The organism is Parahoeflea olei (genome assembly GCF_001703635.1).
GTDB lineage: Bacteria > Pseudomonadota > Alphaproteobacteria > Rhizobiales > Rhizobiaceae > Hoeflea > Hoeflea olei.
The window spans coordinates 370,480-387,132 of record NZ_LQZT01000023.1 but is presented as its reverse complement, the minus strand read 5'-3'; the positions used below and the strand labels follow the sequence as shown (position 1 = coordinate 387,132).

General features: G+C 66.1%; 15 protein-coding genes. 8 read left to right on the top strand and 7 right to left on the bottom strand.

Annotated elements, in window-relative coordinates; all coding sequences use genetic code 11:
* Positions 1 to 113: 113 nt before the first annotated feature.
* Both AWJ14_RS14610 and AWJ14_RS14605 read left to right on the top strand, forming a co-directional pair.
* Entirely contained in the window at positions 114 to 1,538 is a 1,425-nt protein-coding gene (locus AWJ14_RS14610) for a di-heme oxidoredictase family protein (RefSeq protein ID WP_066180501.1), read from the top strand.
* Complete coding sequence (locus tag AWJ14_RS14605) at positions 1,535 to 3,196, top strand: ASPIC/UnbV domain-containing protein (protein WP_066180498.1); 1,662 nt, start codon at positions 1,535 to 1,537, stop codon at positions 3,194 to 3,196. The genes AWJ14_RS14610 and AWJ14_RS14605 overlap by 4 nt, the downstream gene beginning before the upstream one ends.
* A 45-nt stretch (positions 3,197 to 3,241) precedes the next feature.
* Here the strand turns inward: AWJ14_RS14605 and AWJ14_RS14600 are convergent, their stop codons facing one another.
* On the bottom strand, positions 3,242 to 3,943 hold the full coding sequence (locus AWJ14_RS14600) for a LuxR C-terminal-related transcriptional regulator (RefSeq protein WP_066180495.1): 702 nt from the start codon (positions 3,941 to 3,943) through the stop codon (positions 3,242 to 3,244).
* 342 nt (positions 3,944 to 4,285) lie between these two features.
* On the opposite strand from AWJ14_RS14600, the gene AWJ14_RS14595 reads away from it, so the two are divergent.
* The 5 genes from AWJ14_RS14595 (at position 4,286) to AWJ14_RS14575 (ending at position 9,293) form a co-directional block, all read left to right on the top strand.
* The gene (locus AWJ14_RS14595; protein ID WP_066180492.1) at positions 4,286 to 5,914 is read left to right on the top strand and encodes a long-chain-fatty-acid--CoA ligase; all 1,629 of its coding nucleotides are present in this window, start codon (positions 4,286 to 4,288) and stop codon (positions 5,912 to 5,914) included.
* A 160-nt stretch (positions 5,915 to 6,074) separates the two neighbouring features.
* Entirely contained in the window at positions 6,075 to 6,845 is a 771-nt protein-coding gene (locus AWJ14_RS14590) for an SDR family NAD(P)-dependent oxidoreductase (RefSeq protein WP_066180489.1), read from the top strand.
* Complete coding sequence (locus AWJ14_RS14585; RefSeq protein WP_083220282.1) at positions 6,842 to 7,774, top strand: 2-dehydro-3-deoxygalactonokinase; 933 nt, start codon at positions 6,842 to 6,844, stop codon at positions 7,772 to 7,774. The genes AWJ14_RS14590 and AWJ14_RS14585 overlap by 4 nt, the downstream gene beginning before the upstream one ends.
* Positions 7,771 to 8,409 carry a 2-dehydro-3-deoxy-6-phosphogalactonate aldolase gene (locus AWJ14_RS14580; protein WP_066180486.1) on the top strand — a complete coding sequence of 213 codons (639 nt, stop codon included), beginning with the start codon at positions 7,771 to 7,773 and terminating at the stop codon, positions 8,407 to 8,409. The genes AWJ14_RS14585 and AWJ14_RS14580 overlap by 4 nt, the downstream gene beginning before the upstream one ends.
* Complete coding sequence (locus AWJ14_RS14575; protein WP_066180483.1) at positions 8,406 to 9,293, top strand: SMP-30/gluconolactonase/LRE family protein; 888 nt, start codon at positions 8,406 to 8,408, stop codon at positions 9,291 to 9,293. Before AWJ14_RS14580 ends, AWJ14_RS14575 begins: the two co-directional genes overlap by 4 nt.
* 76 nt (positions 9,294 to 9,369) lie before the next feature.
* Here the strand turns inward: AWJ14_RS14575 and AWJ14_RS14570 are convergent, their stop codons facing one another.
* From AWJ14_RS14570 to AWJ14_RS14555, 5 genes are read right to left on the bottom strand one after another with little or no spacing between them, the layout of a single operon-like run.
* Positions 9,370 to 9,684 (bottom strand): HigA family addiction module antitoxin, encoded by a 315-nt coding sequence (locus AWJ14_RS14570; protein WP_066180480.1) that lies wholly within the window; start codon positions 9,682 to 9,684, stop codon positions 9,370 to 9,372.
* Positions 9,656 to 9,940 carry a type II toxin-antitoxin system RelE/ParE family toxin gene (locus AWJ14_RS21980; RefSeq protein WP_083220281.1) on the bottom strand — a complete coding sequence of 95 codons (285 nt, stop codon included), beginning with the start codon at positions 9,938 to 9,940 and terminating at the stop codon, positions 9,656 to 9,658. The genes AWJ14_RS14570 and AWJ14_RS21980 overlap by 29 nt, the downstream gene beginning before the upstream one ends.
* Before the next feature lie 45 nt (positions 9,941 to 9,985).
* Positions 9,986 to 12,043 carry an FAD-dependent oxidoreductase gene (locus AWJ14_RS14565; protein WP_066180476.1) on the bottom strand — a complete coding sequence of 686 codons (2,058 nt, stop codon included), beginning with the start codon at positions 12,041 to 12,043 and terminating at the stop codon, positions 9,986 to 9,988.
* Between the two features lie 60 nt (positions 12,044 to 12,103).
* Entirely contained in the window at positions 12,104 to 12,547 is a 444-nt protein-coding gene (locus tag AWJ14_RS14560) for a hypothetical protein (RefSeq protein WP_066180474.1), read from the bottom strand.
* A 28-nt stretch (positions 12,548 to 12,575) separates the two neighbouring features.
* Positions 12,576 to 14,132: a trimethylamine methyltransferase family protein gene (locus AWJ14_RS14555; protein WP_083220292.1), complete on the bottom strand. Its 1,557-nt coding sequence runs from the start codon at positions 14,130 to 14,132 to the stop codon at positions 12,576 to 12,578.
* A 140-nt stretch (positions 14,133 to 14,272) separates the two neighbouring features.
* On the opposite strand from AWJ14_RS14555, the gene AWJ14_RS14550 reads away from it, so the two are divergent.
* Positions 14,273 to 15,190, top strand: coding sequence for a LysR substrate-binding domain-containing protein (locus AWJ14_RS14550; protein WP_066180471.1), 918 nt, complete (start codon positions 14,273 to 14,275; stop codon positions 15,188 to 15,190).
* Here the strand turns inward: AWJ14_RS14550 and AWJ14_RS14545 are convergent.
* Positions 15,180 to 16,559 carry a putative bifunctional diguanylate cyclase/phosphodiesterase gene (locus AWJ14_RS14545; RefSeq protein WP_083220280.1) on the bottom strand — a complete coding sequence of 460 codons (1,380 nt, stop codon included), beginning with the start codon at positions 16,557 to 16,559 and terminating at the stop codon, positions 15,180 to 15,182. The genes AWJ14_RS14550 and AWJ14_RS14545 overlap by 11 nt on opposite strands.
* Positions 16,560 to 16,653: the final 94 nt, after the last annotated feature.

Below are 16,653 nucleotides of genomic sequence, written 5' to 3'. Positions count from 1 at the left end.
CAGCCGGGAGCGGTGACGCGGGGAGCGCGCCGGGCCGGCAAGCGGAGGCGAGCCTCACGGCCGCCTGCCCCGGGGCGAGGCCGCGCCGCGAGCGAGACGAAGGGAGGACAGGCATGACTTTGCGCAAGATGGGGTTCCGGGCGGTCTCGCTCGGCATTTTCATGGGGGTCACGGCCCTGGCGGCGGCGGACGAGCCATGGGCCGAACGCACGCGCGAACTCGACGCGCTTGCCCGCCTGCCCTCCGGGGTGCTGTCGAGGGCGGAGCTCGACGCGCTCACCGAGATCGGCAAGGCGCTGTTCGAGGCCAATTTCACCACGCTCGACGGCGTCGGGCGGCCGGAAGCGACCCAGGCAATCGATCCCACCCGCCGCAAGCATCCGCGCGAGCAGGTGTTCTTTCGCACGGCGGGGCCGGACGCGGGGTCCTGCGCCGCTTGCCACAACAAGCCCGCCACCGGCGGCGCCGGCGATTTCGTCACCAACGTGTTCGCCTCGGAAGGTTTCGAAAGCGCGGATTTCGATTCGCTCGATCCGCAATTCTCCAGCGAACGCGGCACCAACCACCTGTTCGGCGCAGGCCTTGTGGAACTGCTTGCGCGCGAGATGAGCCACGACCTGCAGGCCATTCGCGGCGAAGCGCTGCGCCAGGCCCGCGCCGGGGGCGCGACCGTGCGGCTGAAGCTCGAGACCAAGGGCGTGGAGTTCGGCTTCATCTCCGCCGATGCCGACGGCTCGGTCAATCTCGATGAACTCGACGGCGTCGACACCGACCTCGTCATCCGCCCCTTCACCCAGAAAGGCGTGATGACCTCGCTCCGGCAGTTCACCGTCAATGCCATGAACCAGCACCACGGCATCCAGGCGGACGAACGCTTCGGCGCGCGCTGGACCGGATCGGACGACTTCGACGGCGACGGCAAGGCGCATGAAATGTCGGCGGCCGCCGTCTCGGCGCTGGTCGCCTGGCAGGCGACGCTGCCCGCCCCGACCCGCCAGGTCCCACAGGTCGAGGGCTGGGCCGAGGCCGCCGAGAGGGGCGAGGCGAAGTTCACGGCCTTCGGCTGCGACAGCTGCCACCGCCCGGCGCTGCCGCTCGAAAGCCTCTCCTTTGCCGATCCCGGCCCGTTCGACCTCGCCGGCACGTTGAACGACGGGCAGGTGCCGGAAACGGCGGTCTACGATTTCTCGCTCTACGACTGGGCTGCCGCCCTGCCCCGCGACGACCGCGGCCGTGTGCTGGTACCGCTGTTCGGCGATCTCAAGCGGCATGTGATGACCGACAACCAGATCGACGCGCTCGGCAACGAATTGCTGGCGCAGCGTTTCGTCGAGCGCAACATCTTCCAGACGGCCGAACTGTGGGGCGTGGGCTCGACCGGCCCCTATGGCCACCGCAATGATTTCAGCACGCTCGATGAGATCATTCTGGCCCATGGCGGCAACGGGCGCGCGGCCCGCGACGCCTATGCCGATGCCGCCGAGGCCGACAAGTCGGCCGTGATCGCGTTTCTCAAGACCCTGGTGATCCTGCCATGAGCCCCACCCGTTCCCTTCTCCGCGCCCTCCCCCTTTTCGGCACGCTTGCGCTCGCCGCCCTGTGCGGCCCCGCCGCGGCGGAGACCGGCTTCACTTCCGATGTGCCGATCCTGCACGAGGAAGCGCTCGAAGCCGGCATCGATCACAGCTACACCGGCGGCTGGGAGTTCTTCGTGGGCGGCGGGGTGGCGAGCTTCGATTGCAACGGCGACCGCCGCCCCGATCTGGTGCTGGCAGGCGGCGCCTCGCCTGCGGCATTCTACGTCAACGAAAGCCCGACCGGCGGCGCGCTCAGGTTCCGCCGGCTCGACACCGGGCTCGACGCCGACGACCTGACCGGTGTGCTCGGCGCCTATCCGATCGACATCGACAACGACCGGCACACCGACCTGGTGCTGCTGAGGCTGGGGCGCAACCTGGTGCTCAAGGGCGGGCCCGACTGCTCCTTCGAAAAGGCCAACCGCAGCTTTGCGATCGATGGCGGCCGGGCCTGGTCGACAGCGCTGTCGGCGACATGGGAAAAGGACAACCGCTTCCCCACCATCGCCATCGGCAATTATGTCGACCGCTCGGCGCCGGGCACGCCGTTCGGCACCTGCGAACCCAACCAGTTGCTCAGGCCCCGCCCGGGCGAGACGCCCGATTACTCCGAGCCGCTTGCGCTCGAGCCCGGCCACTGCGCGCTGTCGATGCTGTTTACCGACTGGAACCGCTCGGGCAAACCCGATCTCAGGATCACCAACGACCGGCAATATTACCGCGACGGCGAAGAACAGCTCTGGCAGATGGCCGAGGACCGCCCGCCACGGCTCTACACCAAGGCGCAGGGCTGGCAGCGCCTGACCATCTGGGGCATGGGCATCGCGGAAACCGATTTCGACGCCGACGGGCTGCCGGAATACGCGCTCACCTCGATGGGCGACACCAAGATCCAGAAGCTCGACGAGGAGGCCGGCGAAGACCGGCCGACCTATCGCGACATTGCCTTCGAACGCGGCGCGACCGCGCATCGCCCCTACACCGGCGGCGACCACAAGCCCTCGACCGGCTGGCACAGCCAGTTCGCCGATATCAACAACGACACGCTGACCGACCTGTTCATCGCCAAGGGCAATGTCCAGGCCATGCCGGATTTTGCGAGTTTCGACCCGGACAACCTGCTGATGGGCGGCTTCGACCAGGCCTTCCACGAAAGGGGCGAGGAAGCCGGCGTCGCATTGCCCACGCGCGGGCGCGGCGCGGTGATCGAGGATTTCAACATGGACGGCATGCTCGACCTCCTGGTGGTCAACCGCGAGCACCCGGCGAGCCTGTTCCGCAATCTGGGGGCTGCCACCGACTGGGGCCACCGGCCGATGGGCAACTGGGTGAAGATCGAACTCGACAACGGCAAGATCAATCCCGCCGCCGTCGGCGCGCTGGTTTCGGTGCGCACCGGCACGCGGACCCAGACGCGACGCCTCCAGATCGGCGGCGGCCACGGCTCGGGGCATGCAGGTTTCGTGCATGTGGGCCTGGGCGTGTCCGAACGCGCCACCATTCGCGTGCAATGGCCGGACGGGGAATGGAGCCACCCCTACCGGGTGTTTGCCAACCAGCATGTGCGGATCATCCGCGGCGAGGCCAATGCCCGCTACTGGTACCCGGCCACGCCGTAAACCGCGCCGACCGCGAATCGCGCGGGCGGCACCGGAGGCGGCCGCTCAGTCGATATAGCCGTTGCGCATGGCGTAGGCGACGGCCTGGGTGCGGTTGACCGCGCCCACCTTGCGGGCGACATTGTTGAGGTAATGGTTGACGGTGTGCTCGGACAGATCGAGGATCTGGCCGATCTCGACCGAGGTCTTGCCCGCCGCGGTCCAGAGCAGGCACTCGCGCTCGCGGTCGCTCAGCGGCGAGGCCGTCTTGACCGGCTTGGCCGAGACCTCCCGCAGTTTCTCGTGGATCAGATGCGCATAGAGCGTGAGCTCGGCCGATTCGGTAAAGCCCATGGCCGGGCGCTGGCCCATGAAGCTCACGGCCGCAGGACCATGCTCCGGATCGTAGAGCGGGACGACGAACCAGCAACTGACATCGGCATCGATCCGTGCCGCATCGGCGAGCGCCTTCACCCCCGGGGGCAGACTGCCGCCATCCTGAAACCGGTATTCGCTCGGCACGGAGGTTTCGCGGATCACCGCCGCCAGCGGATTGACGGCGGTCGTGGCGACATCCTCGCATTTCTGTGTGAATTCGGACGGAACCGAGGTGATGACCACCGACTCGGAGAACGGCCCACCCGCGGATCCGGGCCTGTTGGCGACGAGAAAATACCTGAACCCGAACAGGCCGGTGATCTCCCGCAGAAAGCGGAAAATGTCGAACTGGGAGACGCATTGCGCCAGGCGTGCGCGCACCAGTTCCATGTCTTGTTCCCGGGGCGCTTGCGCCGTCAATGCTTCCCCCGCGGCGAGGACACCGTTCGCTTCATGTTTTCGCATAATCGAGCATCTATCCAAACCGGACTGCTGAACCCCATTGCGAAGGGGCCGTCTGGCCCCCCCGCTCTTTCACTCCGGTCCGGGTTGAAGCGCGATCTCGCCCGATCGCGGCCTGCAACCAGCCGGCCCCCTCCCAATCACTCTAATAAAGACTATCCTAATTTCGAACAAATGCAAAACATTGCTGCCCAGATACTTTCGTATTGTCGCGATCCACCGAAAGGCCCTACTGTTCTGGCAGGAAGAGGAAATCACAAAGGGACGACTATGCTTGGATTGATGCAGGAATGGCCGCTGCTTTGCCACAAGGTGATCGACCACGCAGCGCTCTATCACGGCAACCGGGAGGTGGTATCGCGGTCGGTGGAGGGGCCGTTTCACCGGACGAGCTACAGCGAGGTGCGCGCCCGCGCGCTCAAGCTCGCGCAGCGGCTCGACCGCGATGGCTACGGGGTCGGCGACCGAATCGCCACCATGGCGTGGAACACCTGGCGGCACCTCGAGAGCTGGTACGGCATCCTCGGCATCGGCGCGATCTACCACACGCTCAATCCACGCCTGTTTCCCGACCAGATCGCCTGGATCATGAACGACGCCGAAGACCGGATGCTGTTCGTCGACCTCACCTTCGTCAAGCTCGCCGAGATGATCGCGCCGAAGGTGCCGAGCCTCGAGCGGATCGTCATCCTCACCGATGACGCGCACATGCCCGAGACCTCGCTCAAGAACGCGGTCTCCTACGAAACCTATCTCGGCGAAGCCGACGGCGACTTCACCTGGCGCGAGTTCGACGAGCGCACCGCGGCGGGCATGTGCTACACCTCGGGCACGACCGGCGACCCCAAGGGCGTGGTCTACACGCACCGCTCCAACGTGCTGCATGCGATGGCCGCATTGCAGCCGGACATGCTCAACCTGTCCTCGCGCGACCGGCTGATGCCGGTGGTGCCGCTGTTTCACGCCAATGGCTGGTCCACCGCCTTTTCCGGTCCGATGTCGGGATGCGCGATGGTGATGCCCGGCCCCGGCATGGACGGTGCCTCGATCTACGAGATCCTGACCCGGGAAAAGGTGACCATCACCGCGGCGGTGCCGACCGTCTGGCTGATGCTGCTTCAGCACATGGAAAAGCACGGCGGCGCGCTCCCCGATCTCACCCGCGTGGTGATCGGCGGATCGGCCTGCCCGCGCGCGATCACCAAGGCCTTCCAGGACGATTACGGCGTCGACGTGATCCATGCCTGGGGCATGACCGAAATGAGCCCGCTCGGCACGCTGTGCTCGATCAAGCCCGACTACAGCCATCTCGAAGGCGATGCCAAACTCGACCTGCAGACCAAACAGGGCCACCCGCCCTTTACCGTCGAGATGAAGGTCACCGACGACGAGAACGAGGAACTGCCCTGGGACGGCAAGACCTTCGGCCGGCTCAAGGTGCGTGGCCCCGCGGTCTCGTCGTCCTATTACAAGAGCCGCGGTGCAGAGCAGTTCGACGCCGAGAACTGGTTCGACACCGGCGATGTCGCCCATGTCGACCCCCATGGCTACATGCAGATCACCGACCGCGCCAAGGACGTGATCAAGTCCGGCGGCGAATGGATTTCCACGATCGAGATCGAAAACCTGGCGGTCGGCCATCCGGACGTGGCCGAAGCCGCGGTGATCGGCGTGGCCCACCCGAAATGGGACGAGCGGCCGCTCCTGGTGGTGGTCGCCAAGGAAGGCCGGTCCCCCTCCAAGCAGTCGCTGCTCGATTTTCTCGACGGCAAGATCGCCAAATGGTGGATGCCGGACGACGTGCTGTTCATCGACGAGATTCCGCACACCGCCACCGGCAAGATCCAGAAGACCACCTTGCGCACCACGCTCAAGAACTACCACTTGCCGACCGCCTGAACCGGCGGCACAGTGGCGCGGCGTGCCGCTCCGGCCCGGGAGGCGTGTCCGGCAGGGCGCGCGCTTTCCGGTCCAGGCGGGAGGACCAGGCCACGCGGGAGGCGGTCGCTGCGACGACAGGCGGCGCCCGGAGGATGCAGAGCAGCTGCAGGAGCTTTGAATGCCCGAACAGACGACACAGTTTCACGACCTTGCAAACCAATCGGTTCTCATCACCGGTGGCGGCACCGGCATCGGCGCCGCGCTGACGGAGGGATTTGCGCGCCAGGGCGCGCGCGTGGCCTTCATCGACATCGCCGCCGGGCCGAGCCTGGCGCTGGTGGACCGGCTGGCGGGCGAGGTCGACCATGCGCCGCTGTTCATCGAGGCGGACCTGACCGACCTCGACCAGTTGCGCACCGCCTGCGCGCGGGCCGACGAAGCCCATGGCGCGGTCACGGTGCTCGTCAACAACGCCGCGCTCGACGACCGCCACGAATTCCTGGAGATGAGCAGCGACTACTGGGACGACAACCAGGCCGTCAATCTCAAGCCGGTTGCCTTCGTCGCCCAGGCGGTGGCGCCGGGGATGATCGCGGCGGGCGGCGGGGCGATCGTCAATTTCACCTCGACCTCCTACATGCTCAATATCGGCTCGATGCCGTCCTACACCGCAGCCAAGGCCGGCATCGTCGGCCTCACCAAGGGGCTCGCCGGCCGGCTCGGGCCGGACGGGATCCGCGTCAACGCGATTGCGCCGGGCTGGGTGATGACGGAGCGGCAGAAGCGGCTGTGGGTGACCGAAGAGGGACTTTCGGCGATGATCGAGCGCCAATGCCTCAAGCGGCCGATCGAGCCCGCGGACATGGTCGGCCCCTGCCTGTTCCTCGCCTCCCGCGCCTCGGCCATGATCACCGCCCAGGTCCTGATCGCCGATGGAGGCATGATGTGAGCACCTCACCCGCCCTCATCGCCGTCGACTGGGGCACCTCGAGCTTCCGGCTGTGGTTGATGTCGAGCGCCGGAACCGTGCTGGCCGAGCGGCGCAGCCAGGAAGGGCTCGGCGAGGCCGCGAGCCGCGGCTTCCAGGCCGTGCTCGATTCCCATCTCGATGCCCTTTCCGCGCCCGCCGGCCTGCCGGTGGTGATCTGCGGCATGGCCGGCTCCCGGCAGGGATGGATGGAAGCGGGCTATATCGACACGCCGGCGGAGCTTGCCTCGATCGGCCCGGCGGCGACCGTGGTGCCGGGCGCCACGCGCCGGATCATCATCCTGCCGGGGCTGGCCTCGCGCGCGATCGACGAACCCGACGTGATGCGCGGCGAGGAAACGCAACTGCTCGGCGCGCATCTGGAATTCACCGGCGGCAGCTTCTACTGCATGCCGGGCACCCATTCGAAATGGGTGCGCATGGACGGCACCCGGGTGAAAGGGTTCGAAACCTTCATGACCGGCGAGCTGTTCGCCACCATCAGCTCAGGCACCATCCTGAAGCATTCCACCGGCGGCGAAGGCCCCGTGGACGCCCATGATCCGGCGTTCCTGACCGGCGTGCGCGACGGCTGGACCAGGCCCGAGAAAACCACGCACCAGCTGTTTGCGATCCGCGCGGGACAGTTGCTGCACGATTACGGCCAGGATGAAGGCCGGGCACGCCTGTCGGGCCTGCTGATCGGCGCCGAATGCGCCGGCGCAGGCATTCGCGGCGGCGAACGCGTCGGGCTGGTGGCCTCCGGCGCGCTGCAGCGGCTCTATCGCACCGCCTTGTCGGAATGCGGCGTGCACGTGCACGACATCGACGCCGACATCGCGGCGCGGCGCGGGCTGGTCGAGGCCTGGCTTGCCTTCGCCGCCAGCAAGGGAGAACTCGCAAAGGCATGATCCGCATCAAATTCCCCCCCATGAAGCGCAGCCTGGTGGCGATCCTGCGCGGCATCACCCCAGACGAGACCCCGGCGATCATCGACGGGCTGGTCGAAGCCGGGTTCACCGCCATCGAAATCCCGCTCAATTCGCCCGACCCGTTCAAGTCGATTGGCATCGCGGTGCGGCGCGCGCCCGAGGGCGTGTTGATCGGCGCGGGCACGGTGCTGTCGGCCGAGGATGTCGACCGCCTCGCCGACACCGGCGGGCGGCTGATGGTGAGCCCCAATGTCGACGGCGCGGTGATCGAGCGCGCCATCTCGCACGGCATGGTGACGATGCCCGGCGTGTTCACGCCGACCGAGGCGCTTGCGGCCTGCGCGGCGGGCGCCTCCGCGCTCAAGTTCTTTCCTGCAAGCGTGCTTGGCCCCTCCGGCATCGCCGCGATCCGGGCGGTTCTGCCGAAGGATGTGAGCGTCGGCGCCGTGGGCGGGGTCGGCAATGCGGATTTCGCCGCCTATGCCAGGGTCGGCATCCGCACCTTCGGGCTCGGCTCCAGCCTCTACGCCGCCGGCATGGAAGCGGCGGAGGTGGCGCACCGCGCTGAAGCCGCGATCAAGGCCTATGACGCACTCGCGGAGGAAGCCGCATGACCGTCACCCCCATCGCCTTTTCCGGATCGAAGCTCGCCGCGCCTGCCTGCACGCTTGGCGAAGGCCCGACCTATGATCCCGCCACCGACACCGCCTGGTGGTTCGACATTTTGGGCCGCAAGCTCATCGAATACCCGCTGGAGACCGGGGCCGCGCGGGTGCACGCGCTGCCGGTGATGGCAAGCGTGCTCGCGCGGGTCGATTCCGGGCGGCAGGTGATCGCCACCGAGACAGGGCTTCATCTGCGCGACACGGCAAGCGGCCGCCTCGAGCTGATTACGCCGATCGAGGCGGGCACTGCGGCGACCCGCTCCAATGACGGTCGGGTGCATCCCTGCGGCGCGCTGTGGATCGGCACCATGGGCAAGAAGGCCGAAACCGGCGCCGGAACGATCTACCATGTGGCAAGGGGCAAGGTGACGGTGCTCTATCCCGGCCTCACCATCCCCAATGCCATCTGCTTTTCGCCCGACGGCAGCGTCGCCTATTTCGCCGACACCGGAAGCAACCGGATGATGCGCGTCGAGATCGATCCCGCGACCGCGCTGCCGCGCGGCGAAGCGGCGCTGTTCCTGGAGCATCGCGGCGAAGGCGGGCTCGACGGGGCGGTCTGCGACGCAGCCGGCACGATCTGGAACGCGCGCTGGGGCGCGGGCTCGATCGACGCCTATTCGCCCGAAGGCCGGCACCAGGCCTCGCTCAAGGTTCCCGCCACCCGCTCGAGCTGCCCCGCCTTCGTGGGCAAGGCGGCGGACCGGCTGATGGTGACGACCGCGCAGGAAGGCATGTCCGCCGAAGACCTGGCAAACGATCCGGATGCCGGCTCGACCTTCCTGCTCGACCATCCGGTCAAGGGCCGTTTTGAGCCGGAGTATCGGCTGTAGTTCGAGCTTTGGCGGTATTCCGCAGGGGCTGGGATCAATTGCGGCACTTATCTGTCAAGTCAGCTCTGGGCTTTCATCAAGCAGCATAGGGCCGGATGCGGTTCAATTCGCTGCCGATTTCCCGCCGGCGCTGCATCATGTCGAAATCCGCCTGGAGGCCGAGAAAAAAGCCTTCAGACATGCCGAAGAAGCGCGCGAGCCGCAAATCCGTATCCGCGGTGACCCCGCGCTTACCGAGCACGATCTCGTTGATCCGGCGCGGCGGCACGTGGACCGCGCGCGCCAAGGCATTCTGGCTGATGCCCATGGGCTTGAGAAATTCCTCGTTGAGGATTTCGCCCGGATGGGGATTGGGCAGCAACTCAGTAATGGTAGTCGACGATTGTGACATCTCCGGCTCCTCTTTTATCCCATCTAAAGCAGATACGCCATTGGCTGTTGATCCTGATGCTATACCAGCCCGACCAGTGTCCTTTCAAAGCTTCAAGACGATTCCCAGGCGGCACCCGCAGGTCGGAGATGGCCTGGGCCTGATTGAGCAGACGCAATTTGCGCAACGCCGTAGCCTGAATGTCGGAAGGAAGGCGGCGGCTTCGCGTGCCTTCCCAGATGAGTTCCGTTTCAGGATCGCCAAAGCCGATGATCATGGGGAACCATAACGCATTGCGTTATATAACGCAATGCGTTATATCTCACACCTCCTTCATCAACCGGAGCGCATCGTAGATTGCGGCATGGGTGTTGCGGGCTGCCACCGCGTCGCCGATGCGGAAGAGCTGGAAGGCGCCGGTGGCCGCTTCGCCCTTCGGGCCGCCGTTCAGCGCCTGCGGGCGGCCGGCGATGAAGGCTTCGTAGTCTACCTGGCCGCGATTGGACGACTTGGGCTTCAGCTCGAAATAGAGCTCGTCGAGCGGCAGGGTGCCGTGGTTGATGACCACCTGGTCGAACACCCTCGTCTTGGCAAGCGGCATGTAATCGCTGCCGATGACGGCCTTGAGCCGATTGCCGTCGCGCTCCACCGAGGTCAGGCGGTAGGTCACGGTAAAGGTCACCTCCTTGTCCTGCAGCGCGCGCATATAGGGCACCAGGTTCATCGCCATCACGTCGGGGGCGAAGCTGCGATCGGGCGTCATGATCTCGACCGTCGCCCCGGCATGGGCCGCCACTTCGGCGGCCTGCAGGCCGGCATGGTCGCCGGCATCGTCATAGACGAGCACGGACTTGCCCGGCTTGACGTCGCCGGAGATCAGGTCCCAGCTCGAGACCACCAGGTCGTTGCCGCTTTCAAGCACCTCGGTGTGCGGCAGTCCACCGGTGGCGATGACGACGACGTCCGGGTCGAGCGCGAGCACATCCTCGGCCTCGGCCCAGGTGTTGAAGCGGAACTCGACGTCGCGGGCGGCGCATTGGGCCATGCGCCAGTCGACGATGCCAATCATCTCCTTGCGGCGCGGGTTCTGTGCGGTCAGCCGGATCTGCCCGCCCGGATCGGGCTGCGCCTCGAGCACGGTGACCGTGTGGCCGCGTTCGGCCGCCACACGGGCGGCTTCGAGACCCGCCGGCCCCGCGCCGACGATCACCACGCGTTTCGACACATCGGCGCGGGCAATCGTGTGCGGCATCGAGAGTTCACGGCCCGTGGCCGGGTTGTGGATGCAGAGCGCATCGCCCGCCTGGTAGATCCGGTCGAGGCAATAGGTGGCGCCGACGCAGGGGCGGATGTCGTGCTCGCGGCCCTCGACGATCTTTTGCACCAGATGCGGATCGGCCATGTGGGCGCGGGTCATGCCGACCATGTCGAGCTTGCCGCTGGCGATCGCGTGGCGGGCGGTTGCGACATCCGGGATGCGCGCGGCATGGAAGGTCGGCAGCCCGACCTCGGCGCGGATGCGGCCTGCGAAATCGAGATGCGGCGCGGATTTCATGCCTTGGACGGGAATGACATCGGTCATCGCCGGATCGGTGTGGATCTGGCCGCGGATGACATTCAAGAAATCGACCTGGCCGGACGCCTTGAACATATGGCCGATGGCCACGCCCTCTTCCGCGCTGATGCCGCCCTTGGCGGTCTCGTCGGCGGTGTAGCGCACGCCGACCAGCAGCCGGTCGCCAACGCGCGCGCGGATGGCCGCCACCACGTCGAGCGCGAAGCGGGCCCGGTTTTCGAGGCTGCCGCCATAGGGACCGTCGAGCTCGTTGGTGAGCGGCGACATGAACTGGTCCATCAGGTGGCCGTAGCATTCGAGCTCGATGCCATCGAGCCCGGCTTCGGCCATGCGCTCGGCGGCGTCGGCATAGTCGCCGATCACTCGGGCGATGTCCCAATCCTCCATCTTCTTCGGGAAGGCCCGGTGCGCCGGTTCGCGCTGGTGGCTGGTCGACAGCGCCGGCAGCCAGTCGCCCTTGTTCCAGTGGGTGCGCCGGCCGAGATGGGTCAACTGGATCATCACCGCGCAGCCATGATCGTGGCATTCGTCGGCAAGCTTCTTCATCCAGCCGACGACGTCGTCGCGGTAGGCGAGCACATTGTTGAACACCGGCGGGCTGTCCTTCGACACTGCCGCCGAGCCTGCCGTCATGGTCATTGCCACGCCGGCCTTGGCGCGCTCCACATGATAGGCCCGGTAGCGGTCCTTGGGCATACCGTCTTCGGGATAGGCCGGCTCATGACTGGTGGTCATGATGCGGTTCTTCAACGTCAGGTGCCCGAGCCGGTAGGGCTCGAGCAGCGGATCCTTGACTTGCACCATCGGCGGGACTCCTCGGGTTCGGCCGGGCGGAGATCGCGCACTCCGCTCAGGTTGTCAGGCTCACTGGCACTCCATCGTGGAGACGCTCCAGGATTTGTCGGGGGCGGCGATGTCGGCGACCAGCCAGCCGGTTGCGCCCTTGCGCAGCGTCCAGTCGACCTGGGTCGGCTGGCCGAAATTCTCGAAGCGGGCGCTGACCCTGGCGGTATCGCCCTCGACCGTCTCATCGAGTTTCAGGGTTGTGGCGATTTCGTCCTCGTCGAAATCCTGCGCGTCGACCGCGAAGCCGAAATCGATGCAGACGGTCTCGTCGCGGTCCCAGGCGGCATCGGCGGCGTTCAGGAAATCGAGTGCGGGGCTGGTGAAGCGGTCGCGGCTCGCAACGTCCACTTCCGCGCCGATATTCTCGTAGAAATACCGCACCGCCTCGGCGGGCTCGCCGGCGACGGCCGGTCCGGCTGCGATCGATGCCAACAGGGTCAGGATAGGGAACGTCTTGCGCATCTGGTACCTCCGGTTGATGTCCACCCCGTCAATACCATGCATCCGCCATCTGCGCTTTGGTCCGATCGACAAATTCCACAAGGGCCTCGTCAATGGCCGGATCCATCGGCGGGGCCTGGTAGTCGGCGAGCATCTGCTTCCAGCGCGCATTCGCCCGGGTCGCGGCGTCGGTGCGGCCGGCGATGTCCCATTTCTCAAAGGGCTCGTTGTCGGCGATCGCGGAATCCCAGAATGCGGTCTGGTAGTTCTCCATGGTGTGGGCGCAGCCGAGAAAGTGCTTGCCGACGCCGACTTCGCGGAAGGCGTCAAGAGCAAGCGTATTGTCGTCGACAACCACGCCCGCAAGATAGGAATGCAGCGCCCCGCAGAAATCGGCGTCCATCACGAATTTCTCGTAGGACATCGACAACAGCCCGTCGAGGAAGCCGGCCGAGTGCAGGATGAAGTTCGCCCCGCAATGCACCGCCGAGAGCATCGACATGGTGCCCTCGTTCATGGCCTGCGCGTCGGGCAGCTTGGAATTGGAGAAATTGCCCGCGCATCGCAAAGGCAGGTTGAGCCGGCGCGCCAGTTGCCCGATCACCATCGAGCCGATTGCAGGTTCGGGCGTGCCGAAGGTGGGCGAGCCCGACCTCAGCGACATCGAGGAGAGGAAATTGCCGAAGATCACCGGCGCGCCCTTGCGCTCGAGCTGGGTGAGCGCGCAGCCCGCCATGGTCTCGGCGAGTGACTGGGCGATCGCGCCGGCATTGGTGACCGGGCCCATGGCCCCGCCGAGGATGAACGGCACGATCACCGCCGCCTGGTTGGCCCGCGCATAGGCGCGAAGCGCATTGGTCATGGTGCCGTCCCAGACCAGTGGCGAGTTGACGTTGACATTGCCCAGGATCACGCAGTTGCGATCGACGAAGTCGCGCCCGAACACGATGCGCGCCATTTCGATATTGTCCTCGGCACGGCTCTCCGCCGTCACCGAGCCCATGAAGCAGCGGTCGGAATATTTGAGATGGCTATAGACCATGTCGAGATGGCGCTTGTTGACCGGCACGTCCACCGGCTCGCAGATGGTGCCGCCCGAATGGTGCAGCCAGGGGCTCGACTGGGCGAGCTTGATGAAGTTGCGGAAATCCTCGATGGTGCCGTAGCGGCGGCCCTTGTCGAGGTCCATGACGAAGGGAGAGCCATAGGCCGGGGCGAAGACGACATTTTTGCCGCCGATCTCGACACTGTTGGCGGGATTGCGCGCATGCTGGGTGAAGCTCGGCGGCGCCGATTTCAGGATCTCGCGCAGCATCCCGGGCTCGAACCTGACGAGCAGACCGTCGACATCGGCGCCGGCGGCCTTCCAGTGCTCGAGCGCCACCGGGTCATCGCGGAATTCGATGCCGATTTCCGCAAGGATCCGGTCGGCGGCGGCCTCGATCCGACCGAGGCTCTCCTCGCCGAGAATGTCGTAGGTCGGGATGTTGCGCACGATATAGGGCGCGGCCCGATGCGGCAGCGCGGAGGTCCGCCCCGAGGACCTGCGACCGTCGCGGCCGCCCGATCGTTCCCGCCGCGCCGTGCCCGCCGAAGGAGCGGCCATCCTGTCTGTCGCCTCCATCGGCGTGTCCGTCGTATCCATGGGGCATCCTCCTCCGACCCGGCCGTGCGAACCATGACTCTAGGAGCGCGACAGCAGCATGTAACGCTGGAAAATTCTGGGGCTTTGGATAAGCTAGGCTTATGGATAACCTCCGCCACCTGCTGCCGTCGGCCGGCCATCTGATCGTCTTCGAGGCGGCCGGACGACATCTGGGCTTCACCCGGGCGGCGGAGGAGCTGGGCATGACCCAGGCTGCGGTCAGCTACGCCGTGCGCGCGCTCGAGCGCCAGCTCGGCACGCCGCTGTTTCACCGCGCCCACCGCAAGGTGACGCTCACCGAGGCCGGGCGGATCTTCCATGCCGATGTGACGCTGGGCTTGAGCCATATCCGCAAGTCCGCCGAAGACCTGCGCGCGCGCGGCCGCGCGGCAAGCGTCACGCTTGCCGCCTCGACCGCCTTTGCCTCGCTGTGGATGCTGCCCAGGCTGCACCGGCTGCGCGACGAACTGCCCGACATCGACCTCAGGATCCAGACCTCGGACCGGGACCTCGACATCCGCAACGAGCCGATCGAACTCGCCGTGCGGGGCGGGCGCAGCGAGGATTGGCCTGACTATGACAGCGCCCTGATCGCACCTGAGGTGATCGAGGCCGTGGCAAGCGCCGCCTATCTCGAAAAGCACGGCGTTCCCGAAAGCGTGGCGCACCTGACCCGCCACAGGCTCATTCATCTCGAGGAGCCGTATCGCAGCGCCTGCGACTGGCGGCAATGGTTCCTGAGCGCCGGGGTCAATGCGGCCACGGCCAATCGCGGTCTGGCGATCAACGATTACGTGCTGGTGATCCAGGCGGTGATGGAGGGACAGGGGATCGCGCTGAGCTGGCAGCATCTGACCGCGCGGCTGATCGAAACCGGGTTGTTGCGCAAGGTGACGGGACACCGGCTGGAAACGGGCGCGGCATTCCACGTGATCTGGCCGAAGGCGCGGCCGCTGTCACCGCAGGCGGAACAGGTTCTCACCTGGCTGGCAAAGGAAGGCCGCAGCCTTAGCGGATGACGCCGTAGAGCTTGCTTGCGGACTTGGAATCCTGCAGCCCGGCGGCCTGCTGGACCTCGATCAGGCTGAAGCTTCCGGGGGCATCGACGGCCTTGCCGTAGAGCCAGCCCTGCCCCGTCTTGCACCCGAGCGCGCGCAGCTTTTCGGCCTGCTCTTCAGTCTCGATGCCCTCGGCGATCACCTTGAGGTTCAGCCCCTCGCACATGGTCAGGATCGCGCGCACGATGTGCTCGGCGGACTTGTCGACCGTGATCTCGTTGACGAAGCTGCGATCGATCTTGACCTTGTTGAAGGCAAAGTCGCGCAACCTGCCCAGGCTCGACTGGCCGGTGCCGAAATCGTCGAGCGACACGCGGATGCCGACGGCATGGAGTTCGTTGATGACCTTGGCGGCGACTTCGGGGTCGCTCATCATCGCCGTCTCGGTGATTTCCAGTTCGAGCCGGCGCGGGTCGAAGCCGACCCGGTTGATCACCGCCAGCACATTGAAGGCCGTCGCCGGATCGATCAGCTGCGCGGAGGACAGGTTGAACGACAGGAACAGGTTGCTCGGCCAGTGCCGGGCCGTTTCCGCGGCCTTCTTGAGCAGGGTCTCGGTCAGCGAATCGATGAAGCCGCGTTCCTCGGCAAGCGGGATGAACACGCTCGGCGAAACGACGCCCAGTTCGCGGTCGGTCCAGCGCGCCAGCGCCTCGAAGCCCTGGATCGCCCCGTCGGCGAGATTGACGATCGGCTGAAAATGGCAGGCGACCTCGTCGGCGATGATGGCCCTGCGCAATGCCTGCTCGATCTGCGTGCCGCGCCGGATCTCCTCGGCGATTTCCTCGGAGTAGATGGTGATCTGTCCCCGGCCGCGCCGCTTGGAACGGTAGAGCGCGGTATCGGCGCTTTTGAGAAGCTCGGCAAACTGCTCGCCGGCGAAGGGATAGACGGCAAAGCCGAAGGAGGCCGACAGGCGCACATTGCGGTCGCCCAGGTCATAGGGCGCGGACAGCACGTCCTTGAACATGCGACCGATCTTCTCGGCGCCCTTCTTTTCGAACACCAGTGGCAGGATGAAGGCGAATTCGTCGCTCTCGATGCGCGCCACGAAGCCGCCATCGGGCAGACAGGCGCGCAACCGGTGGGCCACCTGGCACAGGATCTCGTCGCCGGCGGCGTGCCCGAACAGATCGTTGATCGGCTTGAAACCGTCGATATTGGCGATGCCGATCGTGAAAGGCGCCGGATCATCCGCTCTCTCGGAAGCAAGCTTGCGGATCTTGTCCATCAACCGCCTGCGGTTGCCGAGGCCGGTCAGCGGGTCCGTATAGGCCACCGCCTGCGGCGTATGGGAGATCGGGTCTATGGCGTCGTCATCCTGGGTCATAAAAATCTGTCGTGTCCGCACGCATGAATATAGGCTCAACCATCCGACAGATATCTTAAGATTGTCCTATAATGGGCCCGCAAGAAGATATCGG

Coding starts and splice junctions, on each gene's coding strand:
- AWJ14_RS14545 (WP_083220280.1), bottom strand. CDS start 16,559: ATGACCCAGGATGACGACGCCATAGACCCGATCTCCCATACGCCGCAG.
- AWJ14_RS14555 (WP_083220292.1), bottom strand. CDS start 14,132: ATGGCCGCTCCTTCGGCGGGCACGGCGCGGCGGGAACGATCGGGCGGC.
- AWJ14_RS14610 (WP_066180501.1), top strand. CDS start 114: ATGACTTTGCGCAAGATGGGGTTCCGGGCGGTCTCGCTCGGCATTTTC.
- AWJ14_RS14570 (WP_066180480.1), bottom strand. CDS start 9,684: ATGTCACAATCGTCGACTACCATTACTGAGTTGCTGCCCAATCCCCAT.
- AWJ14_RS14600 (WP_066180495.1), bottom strand. CDS start 3,943: ATGGAACTGGTGCGCGCACGCCTGGCGCAATGCGTCTCCCAGTTCGAC.
- AWJ14_RS14590 (WP_066180489.1), top strand. CDS start 6,075: ATGCCCGAACAGACGACACAGTTTCACGACCTTGCAAACCAATCGGTT.
- AWJ14_RS14595 (WP_066180492.1), top strand. CDS start 4,286: ATGCTTGGATTGATGCAGGAATGGCCGCTGCTTTGCCACAAGGTGATC.
- AWJ14_RS14605 (WP_066180498.1), top strand. CDS start 1,535: ATGAGCCCCACCCGTTCCCTTCTCCGCGCCCTCCCCCTTTTCGGCACG.
- AWJ14_RS14575 (WP_066180483.1), top strand. CDS start 8,406: ATGACCGTCACCCCCATCGCCTTTTCCGGATCGAAGCTCGCCGCGCCT.
- AWJ14_RS21980 (WP_083220281.1), bottom strand. CDS start 9,940: ATGATCATCGGCTTTGGCGATCCTGAAACGGAACTCATCTGGGAAGGC.
- AWJ14_RS14560 (WP_066180474.1), bottom strand. CDS start 12,547: ATGCGCAAGACGTTCCCTATCCTGACCCTGTTGGCATCGATCGCAGCC.
- AWJ14_RS14565 (WP_066180476.1), bottom strand. CDS start 12,043: ATGGTGCAAGTCAAGGATCCGCTGCTCGAGCCCTACCGGCTCGGGCAC.
- AWJ14_RS14550 (WP_066180471.1), top strand. CDS start 14,273: ATGGATAACCTCCGCCACCTGCTGCCGTCGGCCGGCCATCTGATCGTC.
- AWJ14_RS14580 (WP_066180486.1), top strand. CDS start 7,771: ATGATCCGCATCAAATTCCCCCCCATGAAGCGCAGCCTGGTGGCGATC.